This is a genomic window from Pseudomonas sp. Marseille-QA0892 (assembly GCF_054950135.1).
In genome coordinates this window covers 3,208,395-3,224,518 of sequence record NZ_CM143104.1, presented here as the reverse complement: position 1 = coordinate 3,224,518, position 16,124 = coordinate 3,208,395, and the positions used below count along the sequence as shown (strand labels likewise).

The 16,124-nt window shown below is 57.3% G+C and carries 21 protein-coding genes and 1 tRNA gene; 6 read left to right on the top strand and 16 right to left on the bottom strand.

Annotation, left to right across the window (positions count from 1 at the left end; all coding sequences use genetic code 11):
* The first annotated feature begins 114 nt into the window (after positions 1–114).
* From ACY8D3_RS14975 to ACY8D3_RS14965, 3 genes are all read left to right on the top strand, one after another.
* Positions 115–576, top strand: coding sequence for a pilin (locus ACY8D3_RS14975; protein WP_462379583.1), 462 nt, complete (start codon positions 115–117; stop codon positions 574–576).
* Between the two features lie 840 nt (positions 577–1,416).
* Positions 1,417–1,947 (top strand): REP-associated tyrosine transposase, encoded by a 531-nt coding sequence (locus tag ACY8D3_RS14970; RefSeq protein ID WP_462379581.1) that lies wholly within the window; start codon positions 1,417–1,419, stop codon positions 1,945–1,947.
* A gap of 132 nt (positions 1,948–2,079) precedes the next feature.
* Positions 2,080–2,155: transfer RNA gene (locus tag ACY8D3_RS14965), tRNA-Thr, on the top strand.
* Between the two features lie 320 nt (positions 2,156–2,475).
* Here the strand turns inward: ACY8D3_RS14965 and ACY8D3_RS14960 are convergent.
* The 14 genes from ACY8D3_RS14960 to ACY8D3_RS14895 all read right to left on the bottom strand — a co-directional run bounded on the left by ACY8D3_RS14960 (position 2,476) and on the right by ACY8D3_RS14895 (position 10,853).
* A complete protein-coding gene (locus tag ACY8D3_RS14960; RefSeq protein WP_462379579.1) occupies positions 2,476–2,793 on the bottom strand; it encodes a phage head closure protein in 318 nt (105 codons plus the stop codon).
* Positions 2,793–3,068 carry a head-tail connector protein gene (locus tag ACY8D3_RS14955; RefSeq protein WP_462379577.1) on the bottom strand — a complete coding sequence of 92 codons (276 nt, stop codon included), beginning with the start codon at positions 3,066–3,068 and terminating at the stop codon, positions 2,793–2,795. Before ACY8D3_RS14955 ends, ACY8D3_RS14960 begins: the two co-directional genes overlap by 1 nt.
* Positions 3,065–4,561 carry a terminase large subunit gene (locus ACY8D3_RS14950; RefSeq protein ID WP_462379575.1) on the bottom strand — a complete coding sequence of 499 codons (1,497 nt, stop codon included), beginning with the start codon at positions 4,559–4,561 and terminating at the stop codon, positions 3,065–3,067. Before ACY8D3_RS14950 ends, ACY8D3_RS14955 begins: the two co-directional genes overlap by 4 nt.
* Entirely contained in the window at positions 4,558–5,019 is a 462-nt protein-coding gene (locus ACY8D3_RS14945) for a TerS protein (RefSeq protein WP_462379573.1), read from the bottom strand. Before ACY8D3_RS14945 ends, ACY8D3_RS14950 begins: the two co-directional genes overlap by 4 nt.
* Positions 5,020–5,024: 5 nt before the next feature.
* The gene (locus tag ACY8D3_RS14940; protein WP_462379571.1) at positions 5,025–5,399 is read right to left on the bottom strand and encodes an HNH endonuclease; all 375 of its coding nucleotides are present in this window, start codon (positions 5,397–5,399) and stop codon (positions 5,025–5,027) included.
* Positions 5,396–6,646 (bottom strand): phage portal protein, encoded by a 1,251-nt coding sequence (locus tag ACY8D3_RS14935; RefSeq protein ID WP_462379569.1) that lies wholly within the window; start codon positions 6,644–6,646, stop codon positions 5,396–5,398. Before ACY8D3_RS14935 ends, ACY8D3_RS14940 begins: the two co-directional genes overlap by 4 nt.
* Positions 6,643–7,149, bottom strand: a complete 507-nt coding sequence (locus ACY8D3_RS14930; RefSeq protein WP_462379568.1) for an HK97 family phage prohead protease — start codon at positions 7,147–7,149, stop codon at positions 6,643–6,645. Before ACY8D3_RS14930 ends, ACY8D3_RS14935 begins: the two co-directional genes overlap by 4 nt.
* Positions 7,149–8,363 carry a phage major capsid protein gene (locus tag ACY8D3_RS14925; RefSeq protein ID WP_462379566.1) on the bottom strand — a complete coding sequence of 405 codons (1,215 nt, stop codon included), beginning with the start codon at positions 8,361–8,363 and terminating at the stop codon, positions 7,149–7,151. Before ACY8D3_RS14925 ends, ACY8D3_RS14930 begins: the two co-directional genes overlap by 1 nt.
* A 1,150-nt stretch (positions 8,364–9,513) precedes the next feature.
* The gene (locus tag ACY8D3_RS14920) at positions 9,514–9,750 is read right to left on the bottom strand and encodes a helix-turn-helix domain-containing protein (RefSeq protein WP_462379565.1); all 237 of its coding nucleotides are present in this window, start codon (positions 9,748–9,750) and stop codon (positions 9,514–9,516) included.
* A gap of 85 nt (positions 9,751–9,835) precedes the next feature.
* Positions 9,836–10,081: a hypothetical protein gene (locus ACY8D3_RS14915; protein ID WP_462379564.1), complete on the bottom strand. Its 246-nt coding sequence runs from the start codon at positions 10,079–10,081 to the stop codon at positions 9,836–9,838.
* Positions 10,065–10,313 carry a hypothetical protein gene (locus tag ACY8D3_RS14910; protein WP_462379563.1) on the bottom strand — a complete coding sequence of 83 codons (249 nt, stop codon included), beginning with the start codon at positions 10,311–10,313 and terminating at the stop codon, positions 10,065–10,067. The genes ACY8D3_RS14915 and ACY8D3_RS14910 overlap by 17 nt, the downstream gene beginning before the upstream one ends.
* Positions 10,310–10,441: a hypothetical protein gene (locus tag ACY8D3_RS14905; protein WP_462379562.1), complete on the bottom strand. Its 132-nt coding sequence runs from the start codon at positions 10,439–10,441 to the stop codon at positions 10,310–10,312. The genes ACY8D3_RS14910 and ACY8D3_RS14905 overlap by 4 nt, the downstream gene beginning before the upstream one ends.
* Complete coding sequence (locus tag ACY8D3_RS14900; RefSeq protein ID WP_462379561.1) at positions 10,438–10,659, bottom strand: hypothetical protein; 222 nt, start codon at positions 10,657–10,659, stop codon at positions 10,438–10,440. The genes ACY8D3_RS14905 and ACY8D3_RS14900 overlap by 4 nt, the downstream gene beginning before the upstream one ends.
* Positions 10,656–10,853 carry a helix-turn-helix domain-containing protein gene (locus ACY8D3_RS14895; protein WP_462379560.1) on the bottom strand — a complete coding sequence of 66 codons (198 nt, stop codon included), beginning with the start codon at positions 10,851–10,853 and terminating at the stop codon, positions 10,656–10,658. Before ACY8D3_RS14895 ends, ACY8D3_RS14900 begins: the two co-directional genes overlap by 4 nt.
* Positions 10,854–11,005: 152 nt before the next feature.
* On the opposite strand from ACY8D3_RS14895, the gene ACY8D3_RS14890 reads away from it, so the two are divergent.
* Positions 11,006–11,569, top strand: coding sequence for a hypothetical protein (locus tag ACY8D3_RS14890; RefSeq protein ID WP_462379559.1), 564 nt, complete (start codon positions 11,006–11,008; stop codon positions 11,567–11,569).
* Here ACY8D3_RS14890 and ACY8D3_RS14885 read toward each other — a convergent pair.
* Positions 11,566–12,780 carry a tyrosine-type recombinase/integrase gene (locus tag ACY8D3_RS14885; RefSeq protein ID WP_462379558.1) on the bottom strand — a complete coding sequence of 405 codons (1,215 nt, stop codon included), beginning with the start codon at positions 12,778–12,780 and terminating at the stop codon, positions 11,566–11,568. The two genes, ACY8D3_RS14890 and ACY8D3_RS14885, sit on opposite strands and share 4 nt — an antisense overlap.
* A gap of 882 nt (positions 12,781–13,662) precedes the next feature.
* Here ACY8D3_RS14885 and ACY8D3_RS14880 point away from each other — a divergent pair.
* Both ACY8D3_RS14880 and ACY8D3_RS14875 read left to right on the top strand, forming a co-directional pair.
* Positions 13,663–14,370, top strand: coding sequence for a COG3904 family protein (locus ACY8D3_RS14880; RefSeq protein WP_462379556.1), 708 nt, complete (start codon positions 13,663–13,665; stop codon positions 14,368–14,370).
* A gap of 13 nt (positions 14,371–14,383) precedes the next feature.
* Positions 14,384–14,761, top strand: a complete 378-nt coding sequence (locus ACY8D3_RS14875) for a hypothetical protein (RefSeq protein ID WP_462379555.1) — start codon at positions 14,384–14,386, stop codon at positions 14,759–14,761.
* A 312-nt stretch (positions 14,762–15,073) separates the two neighbouring features.
* Here the strand turns inward: ACY8D3_RS14875 and nadC are convergent, their stop codons facing one another.
* Positions 15,074–15,922 (bottom strand): carboxylating nicotinate-nucleotide diphosphorylase, encoded by an 849-nt coding sequence (nadC, locus tag ACY8D3_RS14870; RefSeq protein WP_462379554.1) that lies wholly within the window; start codon positions 15,920–15,922, stop codon positions 15,074–15,076.
* Between the last annotated feature and the right edge of the window lie 202 nt (positions 15,923–16,124).

The window sequence follows — 16,124 nt, the reverse complement described above, 5'->3', positions numbered from 1 at the left end:
CAGCACCGCTGTTCGCGGGGCTTCAACGCCAGATTTCACGCGCAGACCCAAGTTGGCACGGAGGATGCTGAATGAGGGTCAGGTTTACACCTAAACACACTCAAGGGGAAACACATGAAAGCTCAGAAGGGTTTTACATTGATCGAACTGATGATCGTCGTTGCGATCATCGGTATTTTGGCTGCGGTTGCACTGCCTGCTTACCAAGATTACACGGCGCGGGCCAAGATGAGTGAAGTTATGCTTGCAGCTAGTACGGCTCGCACGTGCGTATCCGAGCATGCTCAGCTTGGAACCGCGCCAACAGGATGCGGTACGAATTTCCAGGCTACGAAGTACGCGAAAGATATCACTGTTGGGGAAGATGGGAAGATTACCGTGAACAGCGACAGTGACGTAGAGGGCGTTGCGTTGAGCTTGGCACCTACTTTCAAGCCAAGCGTTGAAGGCGGCGCAGCTTTTAAAGCCCCGGGCGTTGTGACAAAGTGGGATTGCACTGCCGTTTTGAGCAAATCCGCCAAGCAAAGCTGGTTGCCAGGAACTTGCACAGTTGGCACTGCCCCAAAGACGGAGTAAGGCGGATCAATCCGTAACGCTGTAAGACGGGTGAACTCGTAGGGTGGAATCCCCGAAGGGGCTTCCACCGTTTACCTCGTACTGGTTCGCTCGAACGCCTCGGTTAATCGCCGAGGCGTTTTTGTTTGTGCTTTGAATGAATGTCAATGCGATGATTATGTGGGGCGGCTAACGCTGTAAGGCGGATCAATGCGTAACTCGGTAAACGCTGTAAGACGGATAAAGCTGTAACGCGGTAAACGCTGTAACACGGGTTGATCCGTAGGGTGGAATCCCCGAAGGGGCTTCCACCGTTTACCTCGTAATGGTTCGCTTGAACGCCTCGGTTATCTGCCGGGGCGTTTTTGCTTGTTCCATCAACACACGTTGATTGCGATGATCATGCGGCGCGGCCTGGATTGCTTGGTGGGTTACGCTTCGCTAACCCACCCTACTGGTTCGATGGTCTATTTTGCGATATGCGTCGTGTTTGCCGGGTGCGTGGTGGATTACGGTGTTGGGAAAATAGCTATCGAGCAAATGGGATGCCGAATTATTGACGTGCTTATGCACCAACGCTGTAACACGGATTGATCCGTAGGGTGGAATCCCCGAAGGGGCTTCCACCGTTTACCTCGTAATGGTTCGCTTGAACGCCTCGGTTATCTGCCGGGGCGTTTTTGTTTGTCTCATGAACACACTTTGGTTGCGATGATCATGCGGCGCGGCCGGAATTGCTTGGTGGGTTACGCTTCGCTAACCCACCCTACTACTGGTTCGATGGTCTATTTGCGATATGCGTCGTGTTTGCCGGGTGCGTCGTGGATTATGGTTTTGGGAAAATAGCCATCGAGCAATGGAATGCCGAATTATCGACGTGCTTATGCATCAGGCGGCACGTGGTTCTTTACCGTTAACCTGCTCCAGCGGCGAGATAATGATTTGCTGGTGCGGCATATTTATAATCTGCGCAAGGCTGTGCGGCGTGTGCTGACGCTTCACCCGTTCCGCATCGATGCGTGGGTAGTTCTGCCAGAGCATATGCATTGCGTGTGGACGTTGCCTGAAGGCGATCATGACTACGCGAAACGCTGGCGGCTCATCAAGACGGGCTTCTCAAGGAGCTTGCCAGGTGATGAGTTGCGGAGTGAATCACGCATTCTCAGGGGTGAGCGGGGGATATGGCAGCGACGATATGAGGAGCATCAGATTCGTGACGAGGAAGATTTTGCTCGACATATCGACTACTGCTATATCAATCCGGTGAAGCATGGGCGCGTCCAGACGGTTATGGACTGGCCTTATTCGAGCTTTCATCGAGATGTGGCGACCGGGTTGTATGCGCCCGATTGGGCCGGTGATGTTTCGTTGTCGGTGGGTGGGGATGCGTAGGATCGATTCGGCTTCGCATCGCTATAAGCCCCGTAGAATCGGTGGGTTACGCTCCGCTAACCCACCCTACAAGAGCTAGGGTGTTGCGTACGCTTGAAAGCTTGTCGGCTCGGTGATATTTTGCCGCCCGCTGCCGGTGTAGCTCAGTTGGTAGAGCAGCGCATTCGTAATGCGAAGGTCGTAGGTTCGACTCCTATCTCCGGCACCAATAAAATCAAGCACTTAGCTCCTTTTGGACTAGGTGCTTTTTTGTTCATGGGTGCAGGGCGGGTGCAATCTGCAAAGAAAAACGCCCGCCAGCGCGAAGCATGACGGGCGTTCCCCCGATCCAGAATCACTCAGGTCGGGCCTGGCTCAGACTCTCTCCGGCCAGTGATGGTCCCCATACGCGGGGTCCGGTTCGCTGTCGCCGGCCTTGGAGTGCTAAGGCGTGACCGCACAGCGTGACGGGGTTTTTTCATGAGCGAGGCACTGCCCGTCTAATCCTCGTCCTGGTCTCCCGAAGGACCGCCCAGGCTGCGGGATGAATCAGATCAATCCGACCTCACACATACAGGCGAGCTCGGTCATGGTGTTATTCGGCAATAGCGCTTTGATGTCGTATTTCTTGCCGTGGTAGACGAAGCGATTCGCCGTGGTCAGGTTGTCCCGATAGGCAATCGTGATGCGTGCTGTCGTAACGTTCTGCATCGCCGCGGCTGCTACGAACTCCTTGCCGCTGATGCTATCGATACTGGCCCACTCGGTGCCGATCGTTGCCCAGCCGGTTTGCCAGCCTCCCATACCATCGGAAACCCTGCTTTCGATCTGGATTTCGACCGGGTGCCTACGCCGTCCAATATTCATCACAGCACCGCCATCGAGCGATAGGGCGCGAGTAGCAGGGTATAGGCCGTGCCTTCGTACAGGATGCGATCCCCTTGCCGCTCACGGTTGACGTACAGGTCAGCGGTCAGCAGCAATACAGCCGCTTGAATGGGTTCGGGCATTGGGTCGGGTAGGTCATCGCCCAGGTACTCGGCAACGTGCTTGGTGGCAGCGTCCAGGTAAAGCTGGATCATGCCGTCTTCAAGGTTGTGCATCACGCGAAGGTGTTGCTTTGCTTCGGTCACGGTAATCATACGAAGAACACCTCGGTGTCTAATTCCATCGGAGCGGCGGCGGCTTGTGCGGCCCCCATCGCCATTGCCAGGGCTTGCAGGCCGTCGATTCGGCCCGTGCGGCGTGTCTTGTCCAGCTTGCGGTTGCCTGCAGGGTCTTTGGTGGCCACGGCATTAGCGGCGCACATCTGCAGCACCGGGTGCCCACCGTGAGCGATGCGGCCGTTCAGCAGCTCCGCTTCCAGTGCATCCAAGGCGGGCGACATGGATTGGAAACCTTGCCCGAACGGCACGAGCGGCAGCTCGATTCCGATGCGCTCGAACTCCTTCTTGAGCACGTCCATTCGCCAGCGGTCGAACGCGATCGATTGGATATCAAGGCCGTCCAGGATCTCGACCATATCCAGGGCCACGGCTTCGTAGTCCACCGTCGCGCCGGGAGTGGTGCGCAGATAGCCTTCAGCGGCCCATTGGTCATACGGGGCGCGGTCTTTCTTGGCGCGTTCGAACAAGCCTTGTTCCGGCGTCCAGAAGAACGGGCGAACCTGCCAGACGTTGCCGGTCTTGCCGATGAGCACCAGTGCCGTCAGGTCGGTTCGGGCGGACAGGTCAAGGCCCGCATATACCGGCCCATCGAAGGGTTCGGGTTCTTCACCACAAGCCATCCACACATCAGGGCTAATAAACGGGCTGTCGAGGCTCACACGCTGGTTCAGCAGTAGATTGCGGGCGGTGTTGCTCATGCTCGGCATACGGGCTGCCTGGTTCATCTGCTCGCGCAGGTCGTCCAGTGAGCGGAACAGGCCCAGTGCGGGGTTGGCCGCTTTCCAGGCGTCCTCATCCAACAGATCGCAGCCTTTCGGGGCGCTGTAGACGTGGCACACGATGCGCGGGTCTTTCGACTGTTTGGCGTCGTCTATCCACTGGCTCAGCAGGTCGGCATCGTTCGCGGCTTGGGTGCTGATAGCGATCAGTAGGGGTGCAGTGTGGGCACCTTGCGACGTGGTGATGGCGTCTACGAAGTCGGACTGCGGCCCGCGGATCTGGCCGATCTCATCGAGGATGGCGAGCACTGGGGAAAGGCCGTGGGCGGTCTTCCCGTCTGCAGCCAGGGCGCGAAACTCAGTGTTTAGCGGCAGACCGATCAGGCGCTTACCGGACGGCACGATGCGGACGACCTTCGACAACGCCGGCGACTGCATGACCATCTTGGAAGCCAGGTTGAACACAAGCGCGGCCTGGTCACGGCTCATCGCCCCAGACACTAGCTGGCTGTTCTGGCGTGCTTCGGGGCCGACCAAGTGCGCGAGGATCAATCCAGCAATCAGGCCGGACTTCCCGTTCTTGCGGCTTACACTGAGGATGGCGCGGCGGGTGCCGTTTGGGTTGTCGTAGATGTCGCGAATGAATTGCTTTTGGAACTCGGCCAGTACCAGCGGCTTGCCCACGTCCGCACCTTCCGGCGTGACACAGTAGCGTTCTACGAACTGAATGATCTTGTCGGCGCGGCTCATTGCATCGTCGCCATCGTCGGGATCAGGTCATCGTCTAGGCGGTGGCGTGCGTCACGCTCCAGGGCGGCACCTTTCGGCAGATCCTCAGCTTTGCCCACGGTGGCGATGGTGTCGACCTTGAGCTGGCGACCTGTTGCTAGAGCGCGGCGGGTCATCTTGTCCAGCAGGTCACAGGCCGGGTTGGGCTTGCCGTCCACGATCAAACCGTCCTGCTCGATTGCCGCTTGCAGTTGCTCGATGTCGGCATAGGTGCGGGCAAGGTTGCCAGCCAGGATCAGGTCAGCATCCGTCCACGTATCACGCGGGCGAGCCGTTACTATGGCATTCCAGAACGGTTTGGCGGGCTTGCTGACGCGCACGAAGGCCGGAGGCGGTAGTGGGCCAAGCGCAACGGCTTGAGCGGCTGCAACGGCTGCTTTGGCGCTGTCAGAGCGGGGGCGGCGTGGGGTCACTTTCATGGCGGTTACGAATGAAAAAGCAGGACGGGAGCGGTCTTGCTGTGGGCGGTTGCTGGTGATTTATTCCACGGATGGTCCGGGTCGATCGGCAATCCGTTCGTGTCACAGCCCAGCGTCACGCTTTTACCCATCGAACGCGCCGTCTTGATTGAGTGGCACTCATGGCACATGGCAGCCAGATTCTCGCGCCGGTTGTCATCGGTGAAGTCCTCTCGGCTGTCCTCGATGTGATCCACGTCAGTGGCAGGCACCACAAGGCCACGGGCTGCACACATACGGCACAGCGGTTCCTCTGCCAGTACCTGCGCACGCAACGCCTTCCACGCAGCGCTATTGAGGCTGACGGTGCGTTTCTTACGCTGCGGGCGGTAGATCGTCATGCGGCGGTACCTCGCGGGTTTTCTTGGCTCTCGCCTTCATCGCTTCGAACGGGGTCGGTGCTTCCTTGAGGCGGGGTGGCAGTGTCTTGAGTCGTGGTCGTTTGCTCATCGTCGATTCCTTCAATGGTGGGTAGGTTTTCCAGGCGGCGGACTTCGGACTTCAGCATCCATCCGTCCTCAATGCCGCGCTGGTAGAAATTCGCTCGGGTCAGGCTGTCGCCGCGCAGCAGTCCTTCCACGTTGTGCTCAACGAAGAAAGCCGGGTTCGTGATACAGGCGCGGTTGATGGCCTGTTCCCACATGACCAGATGGCGGCGCAGGGTGTTGGTCACGAAGAAACGGGCCAGCTCGACCACGTTGGAATAGTTCGCCGCTTCCATGTCGCCAATCATCACGGGTGGGACTCGGAACAGGCGGGCAGTCTCGACGATGGACAGGCGGCGGGCTTCGATCCACTCGGCATCCTCGAGCGTCATTGAGACGGTCTTGAATGTGGCCCCTTGTGGGAGTACAGCGGTCTTGCCGTGGTTGCTCACACCTGATTGACCAGCGGCCCAGCTTTCGCGGATCTGCCCGGCCTGTTCCTTGGTGGTGCCTGCCTGAGTCTCGATGACGCCAGATAGCTTGGTGCCTTGCTCGAACATCTTCGCGCCGTGGGTACGTTCAGCCAGGGCTAGGCCAATGGTGTCGCGGGCTACCTGAATCGGTGAGCGTCCCAGGATGCCATCGTCGGAGTGGTAGCGAAGGTGCAGCACTTCATCGGCCAGCAGGCGGCGCAGGTTGCCGTTACGGTCGGTCTGCTCGTAGACCAGATTCCCCTGGCTCGAACGCAGTACGGCCACGCTATCAGGATGCATAGGCAGAAGGGCTTTGATTGACCCGTTTGGGTTCCAGACGATCTCTGCATAGGCGTTGCCGCGTAGCAGGACATGACGCTGCATCTGCTCGCGAAACTCCATTGCGGTCTGGTAGTTGTTCGGGGTGTCGTGTAGCAGCCGATAGAGCGGATGAGACTTGGCCTTCTCGCGTCCATCGTCGGTGTTGCGGTACACGTCCAGCGGCAGGCTGCCGACCGTTTCAGAGATGGCCGCCACGCACGCATAAACCGCGCTGATACCTTCGGCGGTGGTCGTGTTCACGTCTACGCCAGCAACGCCAGGAAAGCCGCTCAGGCGATCGTAATACGTGTCATAGGCTGGGGTGGTCGGTTCCGGGCTGGACCGTTTGAACAGGCGAGGGAATTTCACTCGATGGCCTCCATATACTTGCGGGCCAAAGCCAGTCGCAACGGTTGTTTGCTACGCACTTGCACGGTCGTTTCCGGGTAGGCGGGCGAAGCGGTGAGGGTGATTTCGTAAAGGTCCACGTCCCTAAGCTCGCGCAGGTTCGAAAGCCAGGTTTCTTTGGCTGGAATGAACCCGAACGAGCAGCCGGACACGTCGCCGCGCTTCACCAGTTCGGCCAGGTCACGGCCCAGGCTGGTATCAGGTAGGTCCAGCTCGAAGGCCAGCCCCTTGTCGTCTTCACGAAGGCGCAGCGTGGACGAGCCAACCTTGCCCAGCAGTGAGCGGTTGTCGTGCTCATAGATCGCCCGAATATTCGCGGCGGTCGGAGCGGAAAGAGTGCGGGCGAATGCACCGGGCCGGATGACCTCGGCAAAGTCGCCCACGGTGGTTTCAGAGTTGAACAGGGCGGCGTAGCCATACAGCGTCCGGCCCTTTTGCTCGATGCTGAAGCTACGCCGTTCCATTATTCGCCCTCGGCTACCACGAAGCCTTCGGGATGACGGACTGCGGTGTCCACGGTCGCCATTGCACGAACTTGCACGCCACCGCGGCTGTAGGCCGGTTCGGCGTATGGGTTCACGAGAATGTCCACCTCGGACCAGACACCGAGCATGACTTGCGAGAAGTCCCCGAGAATCAGCGTGTTGGCCGGGACGCTCTTGCTTGCGGACAGCGGCAGGCCAGCCAGCGAACCGCCGTCATACAGGAAACCGCTACCGGAGCCTGGCACCTTCTCAGTGCTCGCGAGGGCAGTGCGCACCGCGGCAGAAGTCAGCCAGCGACCGTTGGCAATTTCCACGTCGTCGAGTTGTTCCAGCATCGCCAGCACTTGGGCCCAGGTCGCAGGCATTGGCGCAGTCTGGATGCCTGCGGTGTTCAGGATGCCCAGCGGCTCGCCCGCAGTGCCGGAACCGTTGATGATGGCGCGGTCGATCTGGCGTGCGATCAGGAACGAAAGATCCTCGCGGACCAGTTGCTCAATGTCGGGGCTCGATTGCTGAATGAGCTGGCGGCTCATCTCGGTTTTGCCACCAACGTGCTTGGGCGTCAGGGTCACGCCGTCGAAGCTCATCTGGCCTTCCGGCACGGCTTGGCCTTCAGTGACCCAACCGGTTTCCAGACCCGAACCGTACTTGGGCACTGACACGTTCCCGCGCAGGCCGGTCAGGGTACGGATGCCCAGCGAGCGAGCCAGCAGTGCTTCACGCAGTGGGCCAATGTACAGATCCGCACGGTGGTCAGTGCCGACCAGCTCTGGAGCGGTCGCCGTGGTGTTGGCGCGTTTCTCCAGGCTGGCGAACGGCACGAAGGCGCCTTCGGCTTTGCGGCCAGAACGGCGTTCAGCTTCGCGGGCGTACTCGAGTTCAGCACCGTCCAGGCTGCGGCCTTCCATCTGGCTGCGCAGCACCTTGATGATGCTTACGGAACCGGCGAGGCGGTCGAAGTCGGCGGAAGGCTCACCAGATACCGGAGTGCCAGCGGCGCGGCGCTCGCATTCGGCCAGGTGCTCGGCACGTTCGATCTGAGTGGACAGGGTGCGCTCTTCGCCTTTCAGGGCGTCGAACTTCTGGTTTTCATCGGCAGACAGATCGCGACCAGCAGCGGCGGCGGTATCTACCAGGGTTTTCATGGCGGCGACCTTGGCGGAGCGCTGCTCGCGTAGGGCGGAAATCTTCATGCGGATGGGTCCTGTGGAATGGGTTTTTCACGCACACCATAGGGCGATTTATGTTGTAAAAACAGTGGCTTATCGTGCAGTAGACGGGCCTTTCGTACTGTCTTGTTCCGTCTTGTCTGAGGGTACAAATAGTCGACGACAGTTTCGGACGAACGGTCATCGGCGTTACCGGCGAGTGAGACGATTTGGTCTCTCTGAGACATCGCCTGGGTGGTGCCTAGGTAGTGCCTGTCGCGTGACTTTGCGTGACACGCCGTGACTACTTGGCGGGCGTGTTGTTTTCTACACAGTGTGTCGATTCCAACACAGTGGAGGGTGCAATTTTTTTGCATCCCTTGCTGAGTCGGATCGGATGGTCCGAGTCGGACAAGGTATGGTGATGTCACTTCCGGTAATGGCGGAAGTCACCCCCTCAATCGGAGGATGTGAGACAGGGCCGCCCAGGTCTACAGAGCTGTTTTAAAGCCTTCAAAGCTCAGAAGCTGAAGAGCCAGAACGCGCTAGAAAGCCATAGGTATATGGCAGACTCTAAGAAGGTGCGCAGTATTTGCGCATATAGAAACCGGATTACGGCGCAGAAACTGCGCACATAGATGCGGGCACGAAACGGAACGGGATTAAGCGGGATAGTCGTCAGATCCTACGTGCGCAGAAACTGCGCCGGTCAATGCGCAGAAACTGCGCAGGAAGAAATCGAATTCAGAAGAGTTGGAAGAGGGCGGATCGGTGTACGCCTTGGCAACACTTCCAGCTCCTTTCCCGGGCATTCATCGATAGGAAGCCATGACAGGCCATAAAGGGCGCATCGTGCGCCGTGCTTGTTGAAGAGGCTAGATCGCGTCTGAATTATCCAGCCAGCCGCTTCAAGATCCTTCAAGGCTTGCCGTAGCGTGTTGTCAGAGCCAATTCCCCAATCCTTCGCCATCGTCCGCGTGGCTGATAGATCGCCATTGTTCTCCCCGTTGTACTGCGCCATGAGCTCTTGCAGGACAACCCGCGCCACAAAACTGAGCGCACGGTGGCCGGGCGACTGGACGAGCCTACTCTCGAGCCGAAAGAAACGCGGCCCGGACTTCGGTTTGGATTTTCCCGCCATATTGAATCCAGACAGAGGCCAGCAGGGCAGGACGCCCCGCTGACTGGATGGCCGTCAGGCCGCTTCAGATATCAGAACGTATTGGCCGACACGATGAGGCGGGCGCCCCGGTTCGGTTGGCTGATAGGTCCACTGGGTGCGGATATCGAATCCCCTTTTTCGTAGCCGACGAATCGCGCTTGGCGGGTGGACGATATCCAGATCGTTGGCGGCTTCGATGGTGGTCACTGGATGAATTCTCAGTGCCTCCAACATCCTGCGGTCTTGCTCTATGGCTGAGTGTGCTGGCATAGTTCAGTCCTCACTTGGTGCAGTCCAATGTGTTTTCCCTGGCGGTGTTGCAGCACCGCTTCGGGTTTCCCCTTCGCTACTTTCTTCAAATCCATTCCTCCCGATCCGGCGCCGCATAGCTCCACACTTCGTTAGCGTGTTGGCTGACCAGCGATCCAAGCGCGGCCACTGTATGGGCGAGCCCTGTTTTTTCTTCATCGCAAAGGCCGTGCTCCGACGAATCGGCGCCTAACAGGTTGCCAATCGTCTCCAGGCCAATTCCCGCGTTTACCAAAGCGTTAGCCCGTTCCTGAATGCGGGCGAATGCCTGTTGGTCAGTGACGTTGCTCACGACTCAGCCCTCCCAGCTTTCCAATACGTTCGGCTTCGCCAGTCATGTACCCGTGAAGGTCGTCGCCCAGGATATTTCCCAGCGATGCCAGTTCCGCTACCTTGCGGCCTTCGTTGTGCTTGGCGTCCAGCTCAATCGCCCGCATTAGCGCCGATATCCATCGCCCGTGCTCGGCTGAATAGGTTGCTAGGTCGTAGGCGTCTGTCAGTGGGATGTTGTCTTCCGTGCTCATGCGATCACCTCCATACGGGCCGCGCCCAGCTTCCGCAGCATCTCCAGTTCAGCGAGCTTGATCGTGCGCGGTAGTGACAGCAGGCCAAGCACTTTCCCGCCGTGATCCAGCAGTCGAACGAGCGTCATTCGAAGTCCCTCCAAGCTGCGGAGGAAAACCGCTGGATCAGCGCGCGGTCGCCCGCATCGAGTTGGTCGAGAAGGGCTGTCCCTTCATTGGCGTGCAACTCGTGAAGGTCAATTTGCATCGTGCCCACGTGGTTGATGGCGTCGATGATGATTCGGTCGTGCTCGATATCCACGACGAGCTGACGCAGTTGGAATGGGCGAAGCAGGTCAGCGCTCATCGTACCCCCTCCTTAGCCATACGGTTTAGCCAGGCTTTCAGTTCTTCAACGAGGATCAAACGGCGCTTGCCGGCCTTGAACGAAACAAGGTCGCCGCGGGCGATGGCTTCGTAGACGGCGGAACGGGTGGTGCCGGATGCGCGGGCAGCTTCTTCAGGGCCGACGGCGAGGGGTTGCAGGGTTGCGAGTGACATCGTGAGTTCTCCGCTGGCCGGGTTGGAATGGAGGGCCAGTGGAATCGAACTCTACCGGACGAAAACCGTAATGACAACATTTGCTGTCACTATGGTTTTATTTTCGAAATGTCATTAGGATTGACATTTATTGACAAACGAGCGGTAAACCCGTGGCGAAGACTATTGGCCGGACAAAAAAAACCGAAACCTTCACTACAAGGCTCGAGCCGAAGACCAAATACACGCTTGAATTGCTTGCGCGGCTTTCGGGTCGCTCAATAGCGAAAGCTTTGGAACAGGGCATTGAGCTTCAGGCAAAATCGACGGCTATCGAAATTACGGGTCGGCCCGAGTTGAATCAGTCGCTTGATTCAATGATGGCCGTCTTGTGGAGCCCCCAAGAATGGAAAAGGCTGATCGCTCTGGCCGCTATCTCTCCCGGTCTGCTCAGCCATCTTGAAGAGTGCAAGCTATCTCTTCTTTTTCAATCGCGAGGTTTTTGTTCGGCCCCGATCTATGGCAAAAACGGCGCACTGAAGCGGGTTGAATTAATTCCAGGAGTAGTAGAAATAGCTTGGCCGCTTATTGAGGAGCGGGCGGAACATATGGCCGAAGGAAAGCCAGCGCCTCATCCGTTGATGGAGGAAATCAAAGCGGCTCACGGCCAGCCATTTGGCTATACATTTCAAGAAGACGGCATGATGATGGATTTCAGCACGTTTAATGAGGATTAGATCAGCTCCACCGCAGCCGCCTTGCTGTCTGGTGCTAGGTGCGCATAGCGTAGGGTCATCTTGAGGTCCGCGTGGCCCAGCAGATCCCGCACGGTGTTCAGCGGTACGCCCGCCATGACTAGCTTGGATGCGAATGTGTGGCGCAGATCGTGCCACCGAAAGCTAGTTACCTTGGCCCGCTTCAATAGTTCTTCCCACGACTTCTTCACGTTATCCAGGCGTGCGCCGTTCTTGCCTGGAAATACATACCCGACTTTCCGGGTATGTTGATCGCGCCAGCACTGTAATACTTCAAGCGCTTCGCGATTTAACGGTATATGCCGAGTTTGCCCAGACTTCGCGGTATCGCCGCCCACCGTTAGAACTTTGGTTTTCAAGTCCACGTCCCGCCAAGTAAGTTCGAAAACTTCGCCGCGCCTCATTCCGGTATTAAGCGATAGCAGCACCAGCGGCATTAAGTGGTCGATATAGGAAACTTTCGATAAGTCGGGCAGTAGTTCCCGTTTGCGATCCTCTCGCCACTGATTGGCCGATTCACGTTCGGCCCGGCCTTGTTCCTGCCGATCGTCCAGCGCAGCACGTAGGCGCTTTTCCTCATCCGGCAGCAGGTAGCGCACTCGGCCTTTTGTGTCGGTCTTGAGCTGCTTTAGCTTGGTCATGGGGTGGGTTGCCAGATATCCCCATTCAACGGCCCGGCTGAGCACGCCTCGAAGTGATGCCATCTTGCGGTTGGCGCTGGACTCGCTCAAGCCACCGGATAGCCAGGACACGCGCAGCCGCTCCAATTCGCGCTGCTCTATCTCATCCAGACGGCGAGTCATCATCGAGTCGAAGCTATGCTCGAGCGCGTGCTTCGTCTTCGCGTAGCTTTTGTGGTGCGCCTCGCTCCACGGCAGATAGGTATCGTCGAGAAACTGGCGAAGGGTAGGGGTGCCGGTCCCCCGTCTGCCTTGGGTGACGGCTATAGGCTCGCCGTGCTTGCGGGCCTCGTTCAGATATTGCAGTGCTTCTTCCTGAGCCTGAGCGAGTGTCAGGATGCCTACACGACCCAAGGTGCGTTTGCGGCCACGTGCCCAGGTGACGACATAGGATTTCGCGCCAGCAGCCGTAACGCGCACGAAAAGGCCCGGCACGGTAGTATCGTGGACCTCATATTCCTTACCCGTCGCCACCAGGCTATTGAGTCGGCGGGCCGTCAGCTTCTCTTTCAAGTTGTCCCCATGGGTGCATTGTGGGTGCAAAATGAATAATACGGGGCTGATTTACGGGACGCAACGGGACGCTAAGTCACTGATTTATAAGGTAAGTCATTGATATGAAAAGAGTCCGTTTCTCTTTCGTAATGCGAAGGTCGTAGGTTCGACTCCTATCTCCGGCACCATATAAATTAAGGCCCACACCATGTGGGCCTATTCCTTTCTGCATCAGTCTATCACTCAGCTCGTATCGGGGCGGAAGGGCAGTGTCCAAACCTAGGCGTGTCCCCTGCAACGTTTTATACCTTGCTACCGTTGCTGATCTACGTGCCTTCACATGAGCGCCATATTAGTCGTCAGCTAATCATTGTAGGCACTTCAATCTCGGTATACAGCTATCGTATCCACGTAGCGGTTAACCTCGCTATCTGTTCAGTTGTGGTTCAAGGAGCCCGGCGAATATCTCTTTGATCGGCAGAACAGGGGTAGCCATTCGGCGCTTGAATTGCGCTTTAGGCTTTAATCTCCACGCCATTAGGTTCGTCTTGAATGTCGGCGCGGACTGCAGTGTGGACCTATTGCGCCGGTGCGTCTGGAAGAGGGTACACATATCCTGAAGCAGGAGCCTTTGCGCGGTCGCGATCGAAGTACGGCCAAGTGCAGGTGTAGAGTAATTCGCAATGATGTCATTATGATACGATGCGCGTCTTGGCTCGGCACCTGTTGCGATGCCGGCGAGTGCTGATGCGCTAGCGAACTGCTTCCGTCGATGCAACTTTGGCCGTCATGGGTGCGGCTTCAATTCACTTTTATAAGGCTACACCAATGGTACATGCACGCCGACTTTATGGGCTTGTTCTATGCCTTGGCTTTTGCTCTAACGCTTTCGCGGATGTAATGGTACAGGTACTTGAAAAGCCGCATGGGGTGAGGGTGGGCGTTGTCGGTTTTACAGGCTCGATATCTGGGGATGACTACGAGCAACTTAGCGAGGAAATGGCGTTAAAGGACCTCAGCAATACGTCATTTAAGGTCGCAGTGCTGAACTCCACAGGGGGCGAAGTTTACGAGGCAATGAAGATAGGACGTCTTCTTCGTAGAGAACGGTTCGATACCACCGTCCCGCAAGGTGGAGCGTGTCAAAGCGCATGTGTCTATCTCTTGGCTGCGGGCATAGGCAAGGCCGTGTACGGCCTAGTTGGCATCCATCGTCCATATTTCAGCGTTTCCCCAAACGGCGATGCTGGAGCCTCCCTTAAAAGGGTTAAGGCTATCTCAGCGGATTATTTTGACGAGATGAACGTCCCGACAAGGCTGGCAGACGACATGTACAGCATCCAGCCTAGCGATATGAAAGTTCTGTCCGTAGCCGAATTAGGTAGTTATAGGCTTAACCAGCGCGACTTTGTAATTGACGAGCAAGAAGCAATAACGAATATGGACGTCACGGGGTGGGACCGGCAGCAGTATGAAACGTTCCGTACTGAACTGAACTACCGCTGTTCGATCTATATAGGTCAGATGGAGCGCATGCGACCATGTATTCGCGAAATTGCGCGTAAACACCACGCGCCCGCTGAGCTCGTCGAGTACTTTGGTAATTAGTAGGGAAACTAAAATGAAAGCTTTCATCAGGATCACTGCGTTTACCGCAGTGCTATTATCGTTCGGCAGTAACGCTGCTGACTGGATATCTCTGGGTAACGACCCACTCGAAGGTGAGGTTGATAGAAGCTCGGTGCGCAGGGTAGGGGGTACTGGATTCGCATCTATTCGTGCCGGTATTGAACAGGATGGCGTTAATTACTTCATGCAACAAGACCTAGCTATTTACTGCGGCAGCGCGCAAATGAGGATATTGAGCGGTCAAATCTCCTCGAGCCGCTCCGCCAAGGTCGTCGTCATGCCTGATCTGCCGGAAAGCGACCGGATCATAAACTTACCTGTACCAAATTCGGGCCTGAGTACTTTGTACGAATACGTCTGTCGGACTTAAAAATAACACCGAAACGTAGTCCACGGCGGTTTTCAACGAAGCAGCCGAAGTGTGGCTTATAGAGCGGATGAGTTACAGCACGCGCAGCACGCTGGCTTCCGGCTTCTTTCGAGAAGTTCTGTTGGTATTTTGGCTTTGAATCCCGGGCTTCTTTCGATGAAGAAGCGATCGAGTTCAGGCTGACCGGCACTAAGGCACGCTCGGTGCAGCGGCTACGAAGGTCGTAGGTTCGACTCCTATCTCCGGCACCACCAATCGAAAGGCCCTGACGATGTCAGGGCCTTTTTCGTTTCTGCGGTGCAGAAAACTGCGCTACATGCGAAGGCGCATGGAGAGGTCGATGGCTTTGACGTCTTTGGTCAGTGCGCCGATCGAGATGTAGTGAACGCCCGTTTCGGCGATGGGGCGCAAGGTTTCGTCGTTGATGCCGCCGGAGGCTTCCAGGCGGGCTCTGCCGTTGGTGATCCGGACGGCGGTGCGCATGTCGTCCAGGCTCAGTTCGTCCAGCATGATAATGTCGGCGCCCGCCGAGAGGGCTTGATCCAGTTCCCCCAAGTCTTCCACTTCGATCTCAACCGGTTTGCCCGGTGCGATATGGTGCGCAGCTTCCACTGCCTCGCGAATACCGCCACAAGCGGCAATGTGGTTTTCCTTTATCAGGAATGCGTCGTACAGCCCGATGCGGTGGTTATGGCAGCCACCGCAGGTCACGGCATACTTCTGGGCCATGCGAAGGCCTGGCAGCGTTTTCCGCGTATCCAAGAGCTTTACCTGGGTGCCATCGACCTTATCGGCATAGTGGCGGCACTTGGTGGCGACAGCCGATAGGAGTTGCAGGAAATTGAGTGCACTGCGCTCGCCTGACAGCAATGACCGGGCCGGGCCTTCGACTTCAAACAGGGTGCTGTCCGCCGGGACGCGCTGACCATCCGACGCATGCCACCGGACGACCACGGACGGATCGATCTGCCGAAACACCTCGTCGACCCATGCAGCACCGGCAATTGTTGCTTCCTCCCGCGTGATGACTTTTGCGTGCGCCAAACGATGGGCGGGGATGAGCTGCGCGGTAATATCACCGCTGCCGATATCTTCATGCAGTGCCGAGCGGACATTTTGCCCGATTTCGTCTTGCAGATCCGTAATCGCCAGATTCGCCATGCTTTTCTCCTGTGCGGGGCGCCGGATTATAAGGAAACGCACCCGTCATCGGGCACGCTCAAAAAAGTTGTGTCGGTCTGCATTGTTTTCGATTTTATGCGGTCTGTAACACACCTTAGGCAAATGGAGTGGATGATGGCGCGTGGCCTCCATTTCCTTTCCTTTTATAAGGGGGTAGATTCCGTTGACGTCACGATGTTGA